Origin of the sequence: Aeromonas sp. FDAARGOS 1417 (assembly GCF_019046985.1) — a bacterium.
In the GTDB taxonomy this organism is placed as follows: Bacteria; Pseudomonadota; Gammaproteobacteria; order Enterobacterales; family Aeromonadaceae; genus Aeromonas; species Aeromonas veronii.
In genome coordinates, this window is the sequence record NZ_CP077221.1 from 389,851 (window position 1) to 404,556 (window position 14,706).

General features: G+C 52.6%; 11 protein-coding genes, 1 other RNA gene and 1 pseudogene. 4 read left to right on the forward strand and 9 right to left on the reverse strand.

Annotated features, from left to right (window positions below; translation table 11 throughout):
- The first annotated feature begins 296 nt into the window (after positions 1-296).
- The 4 genes from arcD (at position 297) to I6L47_RS01715 (ending at position 4,261) form a co-directional block, all read left to right on the forward strand.
- Entirely contained in the window at positions 297-1,733 is a 1,437-nt protein-coding gene (gene arcD, locus I6L47_RS01700) for an arginine-ornithine antiporter (RefSeq protein ID WP_005336921.1), read from the forward strand.
- A gap of 106 nt (positions 1,734-1,839) precedes the next feature.
- On the forward strand, positions 1,840-2,628 hold the full coding sequence (locus I6L47_RS01705; RefSeq protein ID WP_216948502.1) for a sulfite exporter TauE/SafE family protein: 789 nt from the start codon (positions 1,840-1,842) through the stop codon (positions 2,626-2,628).
- A gap of 102 nt (positions 2,629-2,730) precedes the next feature.
- An RNA gene (ffs, locus tag I6L47_RS01710) (signal recognition particle sRNA small type) lies at positions 2,731-2,827 on the forward strand.
- A 271-nt stretch (positions 2,828-3,098) separates the two neighbouring features.
- Positions 3,099-4,261, forward strand: a protein-coding gene (locus I6L47_RS01715) for an IS3 family transposase (protein WP_216947903.1) whose coding sequence is annotated in 2 segments (ribosomal slippage) — positions 3,099-3,354 and positions 3,354-4,261 — 1,164 coding nt in all. Because the reading frame shifts where the segments join, the coding sequence is not laid out codon by codon here.
- Here I6L47_RS01715 and I6L47_RS01720 read toward each other — a convergent pair.
- From I6L47_RS01720 to rdrA, 9 genes and pseudogenes are all read right to left on the reverse strand, one after another.
- Positions 4,254-4,763, reverse strand: a complete 510-nt coding sequence (locus I6L47_RS01720; RefSeq protein WP_216948503.1) for a hypothetical protein — start codon at positions 4,761-4,763, stop codon at positions 4,254-4,256. The two genes, I6L47_RS01715 and I6L47_RS01720, sit on opposite strands and share 8 nt — an antisense overlap.
- Positions 4,723-5,001 (reverse strand): nuclease-related domain-containing protein, encoded by a 279-nt coding sequence (locus tag I6L47_RS22635; RefSeq protein WP_216948504.1) that lies wholly within the window; start codon positions 4,999-5,001, stop codon positions 4,723-4,725. Before I6L47_RS22635 ends, I6L47_RS01720 begins: the two co-directional genes overlap by 41 nt.
- A 188-nt stretch (positions 5,002-5,189) precedes the next feature.
- On the reverse strand, positions 5,190-6,176 hold the full coding sequence (locus tag I6L47_RS01730) for a hypothetical protein (protein ID WP_216948505.1): 987 nt from the start codon (positions 6,174-6,176) through the stop codon (positions 5,190-5,192).
- Positions 6,173-7,018, reverse strand: a complete 846-nt coding sequence (locus I6L47_RS01735; RefSeq protein ID WP_216948506.1) for a helicase-related protein — start codon at positions 7,016-7,018, stop codon at positions 6,173-6,175. Before I6L47_RS01735 ends, I6L47_RS01730 begins: the two co-directional genes overlap by 4 nt.
- A 39-nt stretch (positions 7,019-7,057) precedes the next feature.
- The gene (locus I6L47_RS01740) at positions 7,058-8,317 is read right to left on the reverse strand and encodes a DEAD/DEAH box helicase (protein WP_216948507.1); all 1,260 of its coding nucleotides are present in this window, start codon (positions 8,315-8,317) and stop codon (positions 7,058-7,060) included.
- Entirely contained in the window at positions 8,307-9,134 is an 828-nt protein-coding gene (locus I6L47_RS01745; protein ID WP_216948508.1) for a Hachiman antiphage defense system protein HamA, read from the reverse strand. The genes I6L47_RS01740 and I6L47_RS01745 overlap by 11 nt, the downstream gene beginning before the upstream one ends.
- Positions 9,135-9,229: 95 nt before the next feature.
- Positions 9,230-9,367, reverse strand: a pseudogene (locus I6L47_RS22395) (XRE family transcriptional regulator); the annotation flags it as partial.
- Positions 9,368-9,377: 10 nt separating this feature from the next.
- Complete coding sequence (gene rdrB, locus I6L47_RS01750) at positions 9,378-12,113, reverse strand: antiviral RADAR system adenosine deaminase RdrB (RefSeq protein ID WP_216948509.1); 2,736 nt, start codon at positions 12,111-12,113, stop codon at positions 9,378-9,380.
- On the reverse strand, positions 12,113-14,659 hold the full coding sequence (gene rdrA / locus I6L47_RS01755) for an antiviral RADAR system adenosine triphosphatase RdrA (RefSeq protein WP_216948510.1): 2,547 nt from the start codon (positions 14,657-14,659) through the stop codon (positions 12,113-12,115). The genes rdrB and rdrA overlap by 1 nt, the downstream gene beginning before the upstream one ends.
- Between the last annotated feature and the right edge of the window lie 47 nt (positions 14,660-14,706).

The following is a 14,706-nucleotide window of genomic DNA, read 5'->3' on the forward strand; positions in this document are numbered from 1 at the left end:
AGAGTGCCTGAATGGCAATGCATAGGAACCATGCGAGTCAGGTTGTGTTGGCAGAAAAATGAGAAATATCAATGGGTCTTGGTTAATTTGAGCCAGCTCACAGGCCATATGGGTCAGTGCTGTAAAATTGCGCGCGGTCAAGGCGGTGCATGATTGACGAGACGAGGGATTGCGGTCGGAATAGTCATGCAATATAGTTGCCGCCTTTTTCACGGGGTCAGGATTCCCAGCCCCTCCCATATTGCGCGCAGTATGAATACGGACGCTCTGCCGCCGCCTAAATAAACAGGATTGAAATGGACAAGAAACTAGGGCTGGGCGCCCTCATTTCGCTGGTGATCGGCTCCATGGTCGGCGCCGGGGTCTTCAGTCTGCCACAAAACATTGCTGCGCATGCCAGTGCCGGGGCGGTCGCCCTGGGTTGGGCCATCACCGGTCTTGGCATGATCTGTCTCGCGCTGGTCTATCAGAACCTCTCCATGCGCCGCCCCGATCTCGATGGCGGTATCTTCAGCTATGCCAAGGCCGGTTTCGGCGATTTCATCGGTTTCAACGCCGCCTGGGGTTACTGGCTCTGCCAACTGCTGGCCAACGTCTCCTACGCCATCGTAGTGTTTAGCGCCCTGAGCTACTTCTTCGATACGCCGGACAACGTCATCTTCGGTGACGGCAATACGCCGGTGGCCATCACGCTGGCCTCCATCCTGATCTGGTCGGTGCATGCGCTGGTGCTGCGCGGGGTACAGGTTGCTGCACTGGTGAATATCGTCACTACCATCGCCAAGATGGTGCCGCTCATCGTCTTCTGTGTTGCGATCCTGCTGGCCTTCAACATGGATACCTTCACTCTGGATATCTGGGGCCAGAACAACATGGAGCTGGGCTCCGTGATGGATCAGGTCAAGTCCACCATGAAGGTGACCCTCTGGGTCTTTATCGGGATTGAAGGGGCCGTGGTGGTCTCTGCCCGTGCCCGTCATCGCAAGGATGTGGGCCGAGCTACCGTGCTGGCGTTGCTCGGCGCCCTGACGCTTTACGTGATGGTGACCCTGTTCTCGCTGGGTGTCATGAGCCAGCCGCAACTGGCGGCGCTCAAGAACCCTTCGACCGCCATGATCCTCGAAGCCGTAGTCGGCCCCTGGGGCGCCTGGCTTATCAACATCGGTCTGGTGGTGTCGGTGATGGGGGCTCTGCTCAGCTGGACCGTGCTGGCCGCTGAAGTGCCCTACATCGCAGGCAAGACCGGCGTGTTCCCGGGCTGGTTTGCCAAGGAGAACAAGAACGGCTCGCCGCAGGTGTCCCTCTGGTGCTCCACCTGTCTGGTGCAGATCTTCCTGATCATCATCTACTTCCAGAGCAGCACCTATCTGGCGCTGGTCAACATCGCAACCTCGGCGGCGCTGGTGCCTTACGTCTTTTCGGGCGCTTATGGCCTGAAGCTGGCATTGAAAGGGGAGACCTATCAGGGTCAACCCCATCAGCGCAAACGTGACCTGCTGCTGGCCCTGGTGGCGACGGTTTACGGCTGCTGGCTGGTCTACGCAGCCGGTGTGGAGTACCTGTTGCTGGTGGCGCTGCTCTACAGCCCGGGCATCTTCATCTACTGGAAGGCGCGTCAGCATCACGGTCTGCGCGGCCTTAACCGGTTGGAGCAGGGGATGACGGCGGCCCTGCTCGGCTGTGCCGTGCTGGCCTTCTACAAGGTGATGGACGGTACCATTCCACTGCACTAACCGGCACAATGAAGAGATGGCCCTCGCGCCATCTCTTTTTTTTTCATGCAGATATCCACTGTTGCCCGGCCGTGTTGGCCAGTTTTTGTTTAACACAGGAATTTTTATGCTGTTTATGGGTTACCTCCTGCTGGGCGCCTTTGCCGGTATGCTGGCGGGACTGTTCGGGATCGGCGGCGGTCTTATCATTGTCCCCGTGCTGGTCATGACCTTTCGCGCCCAGGGCATCGACCCTGAAATCATTACCCATCTGGCCCTCGGCACCTCGTTGCCCACCATGATCTTTACCGGATTCAGTTCGCTGCGGGCCCACCGGGAGGCGGGCGCCGTCGATTGGGTGATGATCCGCCGACTCGGCGCCGGCATGCTGATCGGGGGCTGGCTTGGCGGCATGACCGCCAATCTGCTCAGCACCAGCACCCTCAATATCATCATCGGTTGTTTCGCCTGGAGCATGGCGCTACAGATGGGGCTTAACCTTAAACCCAAAGCGGAGCGCCATATGCCGGGGCCGCTCGGCACAGGCATTGCCGGTACCATCATTGGCTGGATGTCAGCCCTGTTTGGTATTGGCGGTGGCTCGCTCACGGTCCCTTATCTGAGCTGGAACTCGGTGCCAATGCGCAATGCGGTAGCGGCCTCTGCAGCCTGCAGCATGCCCATCGCGCTGGCGGGGAGCCTCAGCTACCTCTATGCGGGTTGGGGTCATGCCGATCTGCCCGAGTGGAGTGTGGGCTACATCTATCTGCCCGCCCTGCTGGGCATTGTGCTGACCAGTACCCAGTTCGCACGCCTTGGCGCCAAGCTGGCACACCGCCTGTCACCCACACGCCTCAAGCAGGCCTTTGCCCTGCTGATGCTGCTGGTGGGGGCGAAATTTATGCTGTTTAGCTGATTCATTCGGCAGATTGTTGAAAAATAAGGCAAACGATCTGTTGGAGGGTAGAAAGCCGTTGCATTGAACGCCCAGTTTGCCTATTCTCCTCGCCGGTGGTCCTATTGGTCCTCTCGCATTGATAACCCGTCGACCTGGTCAGGACCGGAAGGTAGCAGCCAAGGCGGGGGACTCGAGTGCCGGGATGTGGCTGGTAGGGCCACCACTTGTTTCTGCTATTCTGTCGTCTAAATCATAAGTTGACATATCCAAAGCATAAGCTGACATGATCTTGCATCATAAGCTGACATAGCCTAAACCTGTAGTAAAGTAACAACAGGTTGGTGGTGTGTTATGTACCGTCGGCATCTCAAGCACTCCCGCGTCAAAAACCTCTTCAAGTTCGTCAGCGCTAAAATGAACTGTAGTGGTCTAATCATCCCGGACACCATTTTAGGTGGTACAGTCGCCACCATGACCTGAGGTGTTCAATGACAAGATTACGTCGCTCATTTACTGCCGAATTCAAACTCGAAGCCGCATCCCTGGTACTCGACCAGGGATACTCTGTCCCTGAAGCCAGCCGTTCACTGGATGTCGGTGAAACCGTACTGCGTCGCTGGGTTCAGCAGCTCCAATCCGAACGCTGCGGCACAACCCCAATCAGCAAAGCACTGACTCCGGAGCAGCAGAAAATTCAGGAGCTGGAAGCCCGCATCAACCAGCTCGAACGTGAAAAGGACATACTAAAAAAGGCTACTGCTCTCTTGATGGCGGACGAGTTCACACGTACGCGCTGATAGACCGATTAAGGGAGCAAGCCCCCATCACTCTGGTCTGCTGCGCTTTCGATGTTCCCACCTCCTGTTTTTACGATTATCTGGCTCGCAGGCGGACGATTAACCGTGAACGTATGCAACAGCGCTGTGAGTTGCGCCGTTTGTTCAAAGAAAGCCGGAACTCAGCGGGCAGCCGCGCCTTGATGTCGATGATGCGGGAGTTGGGGTATCAGATTGGTCGATTCAAAGTACGTAACCTGATGAAGGAAGCCGGTCTGGTATCCAAGCAACCGGGCGCTCATCGCTATCAGGTCGCTCGGTCTGAACGACCGGACATTCCCAATCTGCTGGCCCGCGAATTTGATGTCCAGCAACCCAATCAGGTGTGGTGTGGCGATATCACCTACGTCTGGGCAGGTGGTCGTTGGCGTTACCTGGCAGCGATTCTTGACCTGTACACCCGGCGGGTCGTGGGCTGGGGGATGTCTGATAAGCCTGATGCAGAGCTGGCCATCAAAGCACTTGAGATGGCGTATCAGCAACGAGGTTGTCCGTCAGGCGTGCTGTTTCACTCTGACCAGGGCAGCCAATATGGCAGCCGGGCATTTCGGCAACGACTGTGGCGCTATCGCATGACCCAGAGCATGAGTCGGCGTGGCAACTGCTGGGATAACGCCCCGATGGAGCGACTGTTCAGGAGCCTGAAGTCAGAGTGGCTTCCGGCTATGGGATATATGAGCTTGCGAGAGGCGAAGCGGGATATCAGTTATTACCTGATGGATTACTACAACTGGCGGCGTCCACATCACCACAATGACGGGATACCGCCAGCAAAAGCCGAGGTTCGGCCTAACCAAGTGTCCGGATTTAGTTGACCACTACAAACAGAGCTTTCTCCAGAACCTCAGATGCCGACATCAGTTTGTCGTCAAGGCTGTATTGATCGCTTTTAAGTCGCTTACCAGTTGGCTCATGAAACTCCAAGAAGGAAGACTCATACCTCAACAGAGTTCGTTCTGATGTGAGCAGTGCCTCATGAATTGCCACATCTCGTCCTGATACACGCTCAAGGCTAAAATGAGCAGCTAAGACTTCGCATTGATCTTCGCTAAGCAGGGCTCCAGATGTTGCGTTGAGCGCCGCCTCGATCACATCCTGCCCACCAATGGACACCTTGAAATCACTTGGTGGCAATGAAGATCCGGAAGGAATTGATGGCGCAATGGCTAGCAAGGCGTTGGGATAACCAGAAATAGTGCCGAATAGCCCTGCCACTGCATCACGCAAGACGTTTTTAGCGTCAAGGGCTTGAGTGTATCCGTTGCGTAGTTTTCGACTACCGAATGGTCCTTTTTTGAATCCAGTTGCCGTTAACACCGCCTATAACGGGCTGTTTGTATCCCTTAGCTTCAATGACAAGCGTAGTTGTGCCAGAGAAGACTACAACATCAACCTGACGCCCATTAACGTTGAAGTTTGCGAATATGCAGGCCCATTTAGAGCCTTTTTCTAGAGCGTTGTAAACGGCAGCCAAAACCTCGCGATCCGAGGCGTGTTCGATGCGTTCACCGAGGAAGAGACGAATGTTGTTTCTTTCGTGCCGTGTTGTGCCCATTAGTTTGGATCATCCATCAGATTTCCGACTTCGTAGTCAATATTTTGGTATTCCGAGCAGTTGCTCTTGTCTGGGGCTTGTAAAGGGTGCCAAACAATACACAACGAAGTTCGCTGAGATGCGTCCGGCCTTGAGTAGCCCTGTCCCGTGAAGAACGAGTCCATAGCCCGCGCTTAAAGCAGCCCTTGCTAAGATGCCACGGTGGAGCGGAATACTTCTGTGAAGTGCGATGGAAAATCACGTAGGATCACTTCGATGTCATCCGGATACTGCCTGATCAACTTGCGGGCACCATTTCTGGATCTAGCAGACTCCCAGATCATCCCCTCTGATAAGGCCTGTGCAATCACTCGTTCCGAAAATCCTGCCTCGTAATACGAGATGCTGTCTTGATCTGGAAGCCCGTACTTCAGCCTCTTCTGTAGAAGGTCAAGGTGGCCCGTGAGCGACTTTCCTAGCTCTTCCGTCGTCCGTGCAACGAACGACTCTTTGACCGACGCAAGCAACAACGAAAATTCAAAACCAAAGGTCTGCTCACAAAGATCAACAACCAAATCCAAATCGAACGATTTTTTGTACTTTCCGTATGAATATGAGGTGTCTAGTAGATTGAGTTCTTGCAGAAGAGTTGCGAAGGAGCGACCAGCCAGCCATCCATCGGCCAACGCTTTGAGTGCACCCTCAGGCACGGTATCAATCAGTCGTTTTTCAGAAGATAGTTGGGCCAAAAGGGGCCACAGCAGATCAAACAAGTCATCTGCCGATTTCGATACCCCAATCGCACTCTCGTTCTCAATCACCCAAGCTTCAACTACCAAGGCCTGGTCGATTCCCAAGAGTGTGCGCCCGAAGCGATGCTGGTCTTCCGTATTGGGAACACGTACTTCGATGCGCCGTGCCACGGATTCAAATATCCCCGCCAACAGCGCCTGTTGTTCTTGGTCCGCAAGAGAAAACGCCAACGTTTCGCTTGCCAAATCCTTCGCGTTGGCAATGAAATTCTCGGTATCGACATCGCTGCGATAGGTCATCAAGAAACTTTCAATGGCCTCGACAATCTTCTTTTTGGCGCTGAGCTGCTCTCGCAACGATCCAACGGAGAACTTCTTGCTTTGAAGCTCGGTAGATATGTTTCCGATCGCCTCATACAGCTCCTCCCAATTATCGACGATCATAGTCGCGAACTCGGCTTGCCCAACGTTCGTGTTCCCGTCTCGTTTTTCATTGGATCGAAGAGCGAAAGTAGCGTGCTTCCAGTTGGTTCGGCGTTGTCGGGGTTGATCAGATTGACGGAGTTACTCCAGCGACGTGATTCTGTATCTCGCTCATCGTACAGGCGGTGGTCTGTGAAGATCACGGTGCCTTCACCATATATCCCCGCGCGTCCGGCGCGACCCATCAGGTTATGAAAATCTCGCGCCTTAATAAGCTCACGGCCCTGCATGGCGCTCGTCACAAGTAAATATCGGATAGGGAGGTTGACGCCCTGCGCAAGGGTTGAAGTGCACACGATCAATCGAATGAGCCGCTGCCGCATCGCGTATTCGATTGCAACCCGAATCCCTTGCGGTGTATTTCCATGGTGGGCAAAGATCCCGAGGGCAGCGCCCTTCGTCAGATAAGCGTCGGCACCAAAGTTCTTTGAGTAGAGGTTTACGAAGCGTCTAATTTCCTCAGGGTCGCTGTGCGCTGATGGCGGCTCTAGTGAAATTCCGCGCCGGAACGTTTGTTCGACCGCATCTCTCACGATTTTTGCTGCGGAGGCCTTTCGGCCCGCATAAATCGCGACACCTCCATTTTTCAGAAGGCGTAAGCCAAGGTACAACGCGATAGAGCCGCTTTCTTTTGTCGGGAAGTATCGGTCCGTCTTTTCTCTGGGAAGACGTGGCTGCAGCTCTGGAATGATGACGCGGGGAACGAAAAAAACCTGCTCGCTGTCGGACGCGACATTGAATTGAAGCTGGCCATCTCTGCCCTGAGGGAGGCTTGCAAACGCGATCAGTCGCCTGGCTTGCAAGGACTTGTCGGAAACTACCCTTGACTTATCCTTGAGGAGCTATTTGGCAACTACTGCCGCGTTCTGTATGACTGCAGAGATCAGTACGCTCTGGGCCGAGTCAGGCAACAGCCTTTTGATTGAGGTTAGTAATAGTTCGTAAGTCACGCCACGCGTGCCGGTGTCGAACTGGTGTCCCTCGTCATAAACCACGAGACCGGTCCTCTGAACGATGTCGGGTTCCTGCCGCAGGGTGTAGAGGAGCTTCTCCGGTGTTAGCACAACAACCTGGGGTGCCGACTCGATCGACACGTCGAAGATATCGAACTCGATGTCCGGTTGCAGCGCGTCGCTCAATTGGTTGACGTTGTATCCATCGTCCCTGAATGCTCTTTCAAGGTCGCTAGCTATCTCTTGGCACAGAGCGCGGAACGGTGCGATGACCAAGGCCAGTTTGGTCCTCGCAGACAAGAATGCCGACCGAATGACAAGTTCGGTTGCCCTGGACTTCCCGGCGCTTGTAGGCATCTGAACTACACCCGATTGTCCCTTGTAGAGGCCGGCATCGCCTACCATCCGTTGGGACGGCCACATCTCTTTGATTGACGTGGGCCGAGATAGGTAGGGCCGCCAGTTGTTTCCGCTCAGTTCACTGTATTGCGGTAGCAAGGTCCAAGCCGAATTTGCGATGCGTGTCGCGCTTATCGCGCCGAGCAAATCCGCCATCAGCAGTTCGTGCGCAGAAGCGTTGGCATAAGACCAATTGCGCAACTTCCTGATCGCTGCGGTAGCCCTGTCACCCCCGCCACCGGTCTTGAAGTGATCGCCTAGCGCACCAAGAAGGTCTGCCACATAGGACGAATTATCAATGTTGCCTGTCTGGTCCCATGGTTTGTCCATAGCGGTCTTTGCAGCAAGAGCCAGCGGGTCGCTTTCAGGGCTTGCGAGCTGCGAGAGCTTGGATATCTGCACCGCAGCATTCCCTGGCACGTCACCGAGGTAGAAGCCTGCCGCGGCTAACAAGCGCAGGTTGAAAGAGAGATCCTGGTTGAGTAGCGAATCATCAAACGCTTGAAGAACCTGGGCCGAGAAGATGACCTCGTCGCGTGTCGTGCGCGCGTCGCCTTCCGCGCCAATAGCCTTTGCTACGGTTTCAGACGCAAAGTCGCCCACGGTTCCGACGGCCATGGGAAACTGCATCTCCAGGTCCAGCCCTTCTGGAAGCGCAATATGATCGTCTTCTGGCACACCATACTCGTACATCTTGCCCTTCGAGAGCGTGATCGCTGCTGCGAAACGAGTGCGTCGTTCAGGCTTCATTGGCAGCCCTTTCATAGAGGGTATGAACAAACGCCATCAGCGTTGCGGAATGCACAACTACCAGCATGAGGTTGTCCACGTTTTCATGTCCCGTGCAGTCGGTCTTCGATATCTGGTCAGAGTCGTAGACGCTGGAGCAAAAGATGGCCGCTGCTCCGGACATCCGGAGGTAGGGCACCTCAATTCCATCTTGGAACCGCTCCACTCGGTCCGCGCCTTCATCGTCCGCCCGCGCAATGAGGCGACGTTTCATCGCATTGAGCGACTCTGATATCCGGTACACGTCTTTGGCTGAGTCGTTGACCGCATCTTGCAATCGTGCCTTCGCCTTTTTTCCGCTGAGCTGCGCTTTGGACTCGAAGGAAATCAGGGTATCCTTTTTGGACGGTTTGGAAGGACCAACTCCGCCGAATTTAAACCCGAGCACATCGGTGCCTTTCGGCGACTCATTTCGTACCAGCTTGTCATCGTAGCGAGTACGTGGTGTCCAAAAGCTCAATTGACTCTCAATAAGATCACAGATCAAAATTTCTGCGAAGTCTCCAGAGCGCGTAGCTGGTCCAAAGTCATCTAATTTGTCCGGGAAAACCAAGTCCGTCAAATACTGTGCTCGTGACTTCCTAGTTCCTTTCCTCAGGCGATCAATCTGGGCGTCGAGGCAGTAGTGCTCACGAAAGTGTTTTGCCCACATCGTGAGCGCCGGGCTGTCAGTGTGGTCGACGTTGAGTTCATACACAGCAATTGCAATGCCATCCGCTGTTTGAACTTTGGCTCCGGTTTTCTTTAGCCATGTGGTATGTGTTGTGGTCTTTGTCATTCCTGCTCTTCTCTTCTGTCTCCGTTCTGCAAGCAATCTAGGTCACAGTACAATCAGGTCATCGTTAGCAAACATTTGCCTCTGGTGGGAAACGTTCATTCATCGTCGTTTCCAGTGGTTCCGTCGAGTTCCTGTAGAACCTGTTCTAGAAGTTGCTTGGTCTCGCGAGAACTTTCGCCGGTATACGCCAACGTCAGTAGCGTGAGCGGGTGAACTTCCATCACTTCGCACAGTTATTTTCCTCTAAACTGGCTCGAACACAGGCAAGTGATTGCGATGAAATTGCTCTATGCCGAACTGGCGCAAGGTCTCCAGCCAACGTTCGGCGACCGTGCGGCCAACCTTAAGCTCTAGCGCGGCCTCACGCAGTAACAAGAACTCGGTACGCAGTGTGGTCGGCATAATGCCGGGGTCATCGGTATTAACCAGCACGCGCACTGGACCTCGGCGCAGGCCGTAAAGGTTGGCCGCAGCGCCGTGTTCCAGCATCGATTCGTCCGGCGGATACCAACGAAAAATCGGGTGTTCGGCGTGTGACTGTAATCGGGCGATATAGACATTGGAGGTCGGATTGGCTTCGATGATCAGCCCCAGCTTGTCGTATTCAGTCAGTAGCCAGTCCTGCAGCGCGTGCATAAAATCCAGCTCAGCTGGGGTGTCCACATCTTCTAGAATCCCTCCATCAGCCTTGCGACCAACTTTGGTACTCCCTTTGGGCACAAACCCGACATGGGCCGACGCTTCGTCACCCATGCGCACAATCACAAGAGGTGCTTCTGTAACCTTAGACAGCCATGTATGCCGAGCCTGATACAGCTGGCTGGCCAATGAGAGTTGCTCGTTCAATTCTTGATGATCTGGCAAAGCGGACAGCTCGCGCGAATCGACCGGCCAGGCACCACTCAAAGACTTCAGACGGAAATGGCAATTACGCCGCAAATACCAAGCCTGATAGAGATCGTTCGGAGTGGCATCACGCAAAGAGGCATGCTCGAAATTTGCTAGCGGATCTATAGACTCATTGCAGTTATCATCGGCCATCAAGTCCGGCACCTGCCACCAGGTCGACCAGCGCCAGAAACGGGCAATACGCCGCTCGAACAAAGGCAATACCTGCTGCGCCAGCGGCAGTACGCCGCTCAGAACACTGGCGTGATGCCACAGCCAGACCAGATTATCCAGATGCTCATCGAGTGGCAGCATCATTTCACCCTGTCCTGCGGCCCACTGTTTCGGCACGATGCCGAGTGCCAGTGCATGTCCCAATCGATCGCCTTCGCGCATCTCACAAAAGCGTACCGTCTCATCGATATGGCGCATGCCCGATGCCGGATGGGCATAATCCTCACCAGCATGAATACTCAGGTGAAAACCAGTGCTGGCACGTTCGCCATCCGACTGTGGCTTGAAGCCGCTACGCAACCAACGTAGCACCGGCGCAAACCACTCGATCTTCAGCGCGTTTTCATCCCCCGCCACATCCAGCCCACGGAACCACCTGGCGGGCTGAAAATGGAAATTGGGGTTCAGCGTGCCCCCAAGTAATTTAGGGATTGCCCAACTGGATGCACGACACTGAGTCTCCATTACCAATTCAGCCTCTTGCCACAACTTTTTGCTGTTTGGTTTAGAGCGCTGGTTTTGGTTGTGGGGTTGTGATCGCGAGAAATGGCCACAGAATTGCCAGCGTTCCATCGCTTGTATGCTGGCTAGGGTCTTGCCATCCAAAGGAATTTCATGCTCACCAAAAATAAATGGCGGTGGCGGTAATTGCAGTTTGGCTTTTTCCACCAGTTCCGTAGCAATCTTTGTAGCAAACTTCTCATTAAATAATGGTTTAATCCCATTAGGGGCCTTGTCATCAAACGAAGTGAGGTTGCTTTTGACTTCAGCTACATCATTCGCGCCAGACCAGACTATTCCGACCTTATGTGCATCTCCACCTGTTGGACTAACACCTTTCTTAAAAGCTGAATTTGAATACTGTTCAACAAAACGAGTCAATCCTTGCCCATCCATGATAAGGCCGCGGCGTAACTGGTTAACATTTTGCCAGAAACATAAAATGGCTGATCGTTTTTTAGGATTGGTAGTTTGTTGCAAATAGCAACGACACAAATAGATATAAAGCCACAGCCAACGATTCGAATGCTGTTTGCCCATAGCATTTGCAAATTCACCCAGCAACCAATCGGCGCTGCCAACACTGGCCGTACGTTGGCTATCTTGTAGCGAAGGTAAATCTGGCCAGTGACCCTTTGCATCAATAGGGTCTGTCGCTAGTTCATGAATAACAGTCCAATCCAAATTTTGGTTCAGCAATAAAACCAACAAGCGACGGGCTTGTTTTAATAACGGGGGTAAGGAGTTTACCCGTTCATTCTGCTTTTTCTCTTTATTGGATAAAGTCTCAAATATCCTAGCGTCCAGAATGGCACTATCTGCCGAAATGCCCCCCCAATGCACATGGCCCTCGGCAAACGGCAGCGAGGGGTTGCCCGGGGGGGCGAAAAAGGCGGTTTGGGCCGAGACAACGCGACGAATATCATGAGCGTCAGGGCGTGGAATCTCGTCTAGCCACTGCGCCAAGTGCCAACCGGCAAGTAGCGTCGGATCAAGTCCCGCAGCAAGACGCACATACGCCTGCACCTCCCCCTCGCGGTAGCAGAGCAAATCGCCATTGCGCTGCAATAGCCGCTGTTGCAGCTCGTCCAGCCAAGGCAGGGCGGGGGTCAACAGCAAATGTCCATCGAGCATCCGTCCCATCAACTGGCGTACATCGGTCAGCCGGTGCTCGCGCGGATAACGCGCCTCCACCCTCTCTACCAGCAAATGGTAGAAGTCTGCTTGCAGCTGATGCCAACGATCAGACTCCAGCTCGTTGGCAGGCTTTAGTAAGTTGTTCCACAGCCATGCAGCCAACTCTTTATCGCCGAAAAAACACTCGGCGGCATGTTCAGTTAGGGTGCGATGGAGCATCAGGATTGCTCAGAAAATTTTTGCTTGATTGCATTCGCCAGAGTCTTTGCATCTGCTTTTTTATAAAGTTTAATCATCTCTTTCAGCAAAGAGTCACATTCAGGTTTACTCATACTACCTAATGCCTCTTTGATTTTTTTTGTAGTGAGCAGCTTTGGGACCGGGTCTATACTTAATTTCCGACACAACCATTCTTTCGAGCCTCCATCCTGAGATTTTCCTGATGGATTGGGAAGTAAAAAATCAACACCCATTGGCTGATGAATATTAACAGCCTCATCAATCCATTTTTTTAACGGGTGCTTCGATAACACAATACTTACCGAATTCAAAGAATTATCATTATCAAAGGCATCCAACAATGGTTTGATATTGACATTAAATTGATCATTGTTTGTGTAATTATTTAATTTTTCCGGATTGATATTGGTCGTAGCTATCACATTAGGCAAGCCAAACAGTTCCCCTTTTTCAAAGCTACCAAAGGCAAACCAGGTCGCGTAGAAAGCATACGCAGCCATGTTTAGCGCCCAATCTATATCTTTAATAAAACCAGGAAATTTATTGCCACTCGCTAGCTGGCTGTAGACCTTATTAAATACCTTGTAAACCAGCCACGGGGATAGTTCAATTCTATCAACGCTATGAGTTTGACGCCATGAATTAATTTCTTCGCAGAGCGTACGGATCAATTCACTAGAATCATGACCGTCAACAGAATCTGCTTCCGCAAAGTGATCCTCGCTAGTACTAGCCGCCGCATCCATCAATTTAGCTGTAGTATCCATTAATATTGTTTTGGTTGGAGCCAATGCAGCAGCAGAAAAGAAAGGTGCACGACTCAATATGGCATGAATAGCTTCTTGCGAGAGCGGGCCAGAAATACTAGCAATAATTAGTTCAAAAATTCGCCCAATATTGAGCAGCATAGTCTGCTTTGCATTGGTATAGAAATTATACTGCGCCAGCAAATCAATTAAAAAAATTGCCTTTTTTTTCTTTTCATCATCCAGATTATCTATCGTGAGCTGATTAATTTCCTTGGCATAATCCCACTTCTTACTTGAATTAACACCAATTTCGGCAAGAGGATATGGCAAAATAGTTTTTTGTGATTTGATGCCTGACAGCCATTCCTCCGGCAAGCGCTTTGCCAAAGATATCGCCCACGCAGAAAGGTCGTTCGCCTTGTCGAAAAGCTCAAAGGTGGCAGCTGCCTGCGTTAATGGTTGGAATAATGGGGTATCGAAAATGCTGCCACGTTGGTTGGATGACTGAGAGGTCACAACCATTTTCCAATGCTGTTTGGCCATAAGTAACAGATAAACAGCGCCGGCCTTTGGTTCATAGCAAAAATAATCTGCCAGCCGCTGAACCATGGAATCTCTGTTCGATGATGCCATAACATCTTGTTGAGGCAGCATTTGCCAATTTTTGCGAACATCTAGCTCGCTGTTCACTGAACGAATTGATTCTGGCAATTGAGGAATGAAGTCACTGCAATGCCTCACTAGCTGCGTTAAAGCGCGAATGGACGGTATCGGCAACGTCAACTGACTACCTTCTAACCTATTCACAGGCCCAGCCAGAAAAATCTCCAACCAAGCAATAAAATTGCGCAGCGGCATCACTTCGGTTTGTTGACCATTACGCAAGTAGATATCGCTCTGTTGCCAATATTTGCCAACTGACGGCATAGTCAAACGGCGCGGGAACGGCAAGATCTTGCGCTGATACTCTGCCGCCAACTCTATAGCTATTCCATAGGCCTCTTGGCGACGATAACTGGAATCTTTGGTCAGGCGGCCATGGAAATCACGCCAAGTCACATCGTTGTAAAGCTCACGGTCGCCACAGACGATGGGCAAAACATGAGGCGTGGCCAGATAGCGCCGTACGATTTCAAGATTTTCAAAGGCACGATTCAACGAGGTATCGACGTCGTCAATCGGCAGGATCAGCAACTGTTTGCCTAGCAAGCCAAGCACTTCACGGAAGAAATCCTGCACGCAGTCGGCCAACTGCTTATTGCTGTACATGGCGCGTACCTTGTCCATGCCGTGACGGTCTTGTTGTGTTTCGACCGATTCTAGCGACTGAGCGAGTTTATCCAGCGTCTGGTTCAGGCTGCGAGCTTTGTTGGGTTCTTTTCTTTGTGCTTCTTTCACCTCGTTGTCGTGCAGCACGGCGGCGACGATGATGTGCAAAAATAGCGATTCGCCATTTTCCAGCAAGGTCGGGTCTACCGGGTCGAGGATATGAACTTTGTTAAGGATGTCCTTGTGCTTATCCTGAGCCAGATAGCTTTTCAGGTTGACCAATACGGCCGTTTTACCGGTACCGCGCGCACCGTCTATCGAGATGGCGTTATGTTCGCGCAGCTCATTCAGTGATCTTCCTTTGGCTGCGTCAGCCTTCTTCACAGCGTCAATAATCATCTGCGCCAGCGGTTCGTACACTTCCGCGCGTGGCAACAGGGTATTGGCGTCTGGCAAGACGGCGGATTCTCCGGCATTAAGGGGGATATATCGCTTGTTGTGGCTCATGATCGGTACCTAGCTAGCGGCTAGCGGATTTCTATAGGGCAAAGTAG

What these genes read in the sequence shown, in the direction of transcription:
- arcD (WP_005336921.1), top strand. Translation starts at nt 297, where the DNA reads ATGGACAAGAAACTAGGGCTGGGCGCCCTCATTTCGCTGGTGATCGGC.
- I6L47_RS01745 (WP_216948508.1), bottom strand. Translation starts at nt 9,134, where the DNA reads ATGACAAAGACCACAACACATACCACATGGCTAAAGAAAACCGGAGCC.
- I6L47_RS01740 (WP_216948507.1), bottom strand. Translation starts at nt 8,317, where the DNA reads ATGAAGCCTGAACGACGCACTCGTTTCGCAGCAGCGATCACGCTCTCG.
- rdrA (WP_216948510.1), bottom strand. Translation starts at nt 14,659, where the DNA reads ATGAGCCACAACAAGCGATATATCCCCCTTAATGCCGGAGAATCCGCC.
- I6L47_RS22635 (WP_216948504.1), bottom strand. Translation starts at nt 5,001, where the DNA reads ATGGGCACAACACGGCACGAAAGAAACAACATTCGTCTCTTCCTCGGT.
- rdrB (WP_216948509.1), bottom strand. Translation starts at nt 12,113, where the DNA reads ATGCTCCATCGCACCCTAACTGAACATGCCGCCGAGTGTTTTTTCGGC.
- I6L47_RS01730 (WP_216948505.1), bottom strand. Translation starts at nt 6,176, where the DNA reads ATGATCGTCGATAATTGGGAGGAGCTGTATGAGGCGATCGGAAACATA.
- I6L47_RS01705 (WP_216948502.1), top strand. Translation starts at nt 1,840, where the DNA reads ATGCTGTTTATGGGTTACCTCCTGCTGGGCGCCTTTGCCGGTATGCTG.